Here is a 4,179-nt window from a genome sequence, read left to right as displayed (position 1 = left end):
GCTCCTCGGGCCCGGGGACCCGCATGGAGGTGTGCGTGTCGCGGTTGGCGTGCGCGGGGGTGGCCCCGGGGACCAGCGGGACCGCCCCTCGCCGCGGGGGGCGGGGCCGCGGCTCCTGCGGGGCCTGCTCGGGCGCGCCCCCCTCGGCCGCCTCCGTCCCCGGCTCGTCCACGTCCAGCGGCGGCATCCCCGCGAGCAGCGGCAACTGCTCGCGCAGCCGCGCCGCCAGCTCCGAGGCCCGCAGCCGCGACGCCGGGGCCTTGGCCAGGCACTGCACCATGAGCTGCCACAGCTCGTCGGGGATGCCCGGCAGCGGGACGACGGTCTCGGTGACGTGGCGGCGCAGCACCGCGCCGGGGTGCCCGCCGCCGAAGGGGGTGAAGCCCGCGAGGAGCTCGTAGAGGACCGTGGCGAGGGCGTAGATGTCGACGGAGGCGCGCGGGGGCAGGCCCTCGATGATCTCGGGGGCGAGGTAGTCCGGCGTACCGATGATCTTCGTGGCGCGGGTCCGGCGCGGCGTGTCGATCAGCTTGGCGACGCCGAAGTCCGTCAGGAGGGCCGGGTGGGCACCGCCGGGGCCGAGCGGGCCCTGCATGTCGAGCAGGACGTTCTCGGGCTTCACGTCGCGGTGCACGATCCCGGCGGCGTGGGCGGCGGCGAGGCCGTCGGCGACGTCCGCGACGATGGCGACGGCGGCCTCGGGCGCCAGGCGGCGCTCGCGCTCCAGGCGGGTGCGCAGGTCGGTGCCGCGGACGAGGTCCATGACGAGCGCCAGGTCGTTGCCGTCGACGACGAGGTCGTGGACGCCCACCACGCGCGGGTGGTCGAGGCTCAGCAGGGCGGTGCGCTCCTGGACGAAGCGGCCGACGAGTTCCTGGTCAGAGGACAGGTCCTCGCGCAGCAGCTTGATGGCGACCGGGCCCTCGGGTCCCTCGCCGAGCCACACCGTGCCGGCGCTGCCACGGCCCAGGATCTGATGGGCGGTGTACCGGCTGCCGATCTTGCGTGCCAAGACTGCTCCTACGGATGTGTGTTGGCGTCAAAAGTACGCGGACATGACGCCAACCTTCACTCCGGGAGCCGAAATCACCCCTCAGATGTCGACAAATCCCCAAAGTCGTGCGGGTGTTGCCGTACGGGGACGGCCGAGCCCCCGGCCCCGCGTCCGGGGAGCCGGGGGCTCAGGGGCGTGCCGCGCGCGGCGGCTCAGCCGTTGATCTTGGAACTCCACTCCGAGACCTTGTTCCAGATGTCCTTGACCTGGTCCCAGTAGCCCTTCGTGGTCCCGATCCAGTCTTGGAGCGGGCTCAGCTCCCAGACCAGCCAGCTCGCGACGAACAGGATGACCAGGACGATCAGGCAGCCCTTGAGGCAGCCGAGGCCCGGGATCTTCACCGGGTTCGCGCTGCGCTGGCGGCGCTGCCGGGGCTCCGGCTGGGGCCGCTGCGGCTGCGGGGGCGCGGGGGCGGGCGCCTGGGGCGCGTACGGCTGCGGCTGGGGCGCCTGCTGCGGCGCGTACGGCTGGGGCTGCTGCGGCGGCGCGTACGGCTGCTGCTGGCGCTGCGGCGGGTACGGCTGCTGGGGCTGCTGCGGCTGTGGGGCGTACGGCTGCGGCTGCTGCTGGGGGCGGGCGACCTGGCGCTGCGGGCGGCGGCGCAGGGGGTCCTGGCTGGGGTCCAGGTACTGCACCTGGGTCTGGTCGTTGCGGTCGCGGGCGGCGCGCATCTGGTTCTGCCAGGGGTGCGGCTCGTCCGGCCCCGGCCCCTGGCCCGGGCCCACGGGAGGCATGACGGCCGTGGGGTCGGCGGCGCCCTGGGGGCCGCCGGTGTGCGGCAGGACGCTGGTCGCCGCGGCGGGGTCGTACGCGCCCGGGGCGTTGCCCGAGGTGTTCGGCAGGACCTGGGTGGGGTCGGCGGCGCCCGGCGTGTCCGGCACCGGCGCGGGGGCCGGGTCGGGCGCGAGCAGGGCGGCGACGCCCTCGGCGGCGGCGATCTGCGCGGGGGAGGAGTGCACCCCGATGCCGTCGGCGACGGTCCGCAGGGCGCGCGCCAGGTTGACGGCGCTGGGCCTGCGGTCCGGGTCCTTGCTCAGGCAGCGCTCGATGACCGTCCACAGGGGGTCCGGGACGGTGGAGGGGCGGCGCGGCTCGGCGCTCAGGTGCTGGTGCAGGACCTCGAGGGCGGAGCCCCCGGCGAACGGCGGGCGGCCCGTGACCAGCTCGTACAGCAGGATGCCCGCGCCGTAGATGTCGACCGCGCTGGTCTGCGGGCGGCCCTCGGCGGACTCGGGCGCCACGTACGCGGGCGTACCGACGAACTCCTGGGTGCGGGTCAGGCCCGGGGAGTCGGCGAGGCGGGCGATGCCGAAGTCCGTGAGCATCGGGTGCATGCCCTCGGCGTCCTGCTTGACCAGGACGTTGGCGGGCTTCAGATCGCGGTGCACGATGCCGTCGGCATGGCTCGCGGCCAGCGCGTCGGCGATCTGCGCGGTCAGCAGCGCGGCGGCGGCCGGCGTGAAGGGGCCGTTCTCGCGCAGGTACTTGTGCAGGTCGGGACCGTCGACCAGGTCCATGACCAGCGCGAGCAGATCGCCCTCGACCACCAGGTCGCGGGTGCGCACGATGTTCGGGTGCGTCAGGCGGAGCAGGACGGAGCGCTCCCTGAGGAAGCGCATCACGACGTCCGCGTCGTTCGCGAGCTCCTCCTTGAGGACCTTGATCGCGACGGTCTCCCCGGGCTGGCCGGGAACGGCCGCCTCGGCGCCCGCGGTCTCGCGCTGGCGGGCTCGCCAGACGGTGCCCGTGGCGCCGCGCCCGAGCGGCTCCTCGAGCAGGTACTTGCTGCCTACCGGCCGCACGTCATGCGCTCCCTGCTGAATCTGACTGGTCTGACCCTTGCCTGCCGGACCGGTACGCGGTCCGGGTGCCGGAACGGTACGGAATCCGTGCCGGTCCACGCCGGTCCGGTACGGCATCCGCGCCGGTCCGAGTGGCCCTGGATCCCCGGTGACCCGGGGGGTTCCGGTCCGCCGTCGCCACGACGGGCTTTCCGACCCACTCTAGTGCCGCCGGACGGGGCACCGGGCGACGATCTTGCGCCAGGCCGCCGACCGTACGGATCTCTGTTCGGAGGGAAGACGCGCCACCTGGGCCGTTGGTTGCCGACGGCCCGGGAACGGGCCCTTTCGAGGACTTTCGTCCCTGCTTCCCCCGCGTCCCTCCTTGCCTCGCCCTTGTCCCACCCGTGATCCCCGGAGGCTTCCTTCCGGCCCGCTTCCCGGACGTTTCCGGGCACGTTTCCGTACAGAGGCGACCAATCAAGATCACTTACGGGTGGGTGACGGGCGTGTTGTCAGTGACAGGTGCGAGGATGCTCCCGTACTGGCCGACGTGCCCGTGTGCGGTGGGGGGAATCACAGCGCGAGTCCCCGTGCCGGGCGCCCAGCGCAGAAGGGACCGCTGACGGCATGCAGATCCGGCTGACCGTCCTCGGGCCGCGTGGCGGCCAGACCGAGCCGGGGGGACGCCCCGCGGCGGCCTGCGACGTGCTGGTCACCGCCCCCGCCGGGACCGCGCTCGCCGCCGTGGCCAACGGCCTCGCCGCCGCCGTCGCCGCGGGCGAGGGCCCCGCCGTGCTGTACGCGGAGTCGCAGCGCCTCGACCTCCAGCGCTGCACGCTCGGCGAGCCCCCGCTGGTCGACGGGGCGGTGCTGTGCGTCGGTACGCCCGCGGAGCCCGGCCCCGAGCTCGCCGACGCCGCCGCGCAGCTCCACGTGGTCGCCGGGCCGGACGCGGGCGGGGTGCACCTGCTGCACGGCGGCCAGATCCGCGTCGGCCGCTCCGCCCAGGCCGACGTGCCCCTGGACGACCCGGACGTGTCCCGGCTGCACTGCGCGGTCACCCTCTCCCCGGACGGCCGCGTCACGGTCAAGGACCTGGGCTCGACGAACGGCACGGCGGTGGACGGCCGCGTCCTGTCCGACCACCCGGTGCCGCTCACCTCCGGCTCGCTGCTGCGCATCGGCGAGTCCGTGCTCCGGCTGACCACCGGCAGCGGCATGGGCGGCGTGCTCGACACCGCCGCCGACGGCGAGGGCCACGTGCGCGTGCGGCCCGCGGCAGCGCGCGGCGCCGACGCGCCGAAGGCCGCGGACGGCCACCCCTGGGGCACGGCGGGCGGC

3 protein-coding genes are annotated in these 4,179 nt (G+C 75.1%); 1 reads left to right on the top strand and 2 read right to left on the bottom strand.

From position 1 onward, the window contains the following. Positions 1-1,012: serine/threonine-protein kinase (locus IE330_RS37920; RefSeq protein WP_190140729.1), on the bottom strand; the 1,012-nt coding region annotated here is incomplete at its 3' end. Between the two features lie 194 nt (positions 1,013-1,206). After that, positions 1,207-2,856: a serine/threonine-protein kinase gene (locus IE330_RS37915; protein ID WP_190140728.1), complete on the bottom strand. Its 1,650-nt coding sequence runs from the start codon at positions 2,854-2,856 to the stop codon at positions 1,207-1,209. Between the two features lie 609 nt (positions 2,857-3,465). On the opposite strand from IE330_RS37915, the gene IE330_RS37910 reads away from it, so the two are divergent. Continuing rightward, on the top strand, positions 3,466-4,179 hold a 714-nt coding region (locus tag IE330_RS37910; RefSeq protein WP_190140727.1), incomplete at its 3' end, for an FHA domain-containing protein.

Origin of the sequence: Streptomyces longispororuber (genome assembly GCF_014656095.1) — a bacterium.
Taxonomy (GTDB): Bacteria; Actinomycetota; Actinomycetes; order Streptomycetales; family Streptomycetaceae; genus Streptomyces; species Streptomyces longispororuber.
This window is presented reverse-complemented; position numbering and strand designations above follow the sequence as displayed.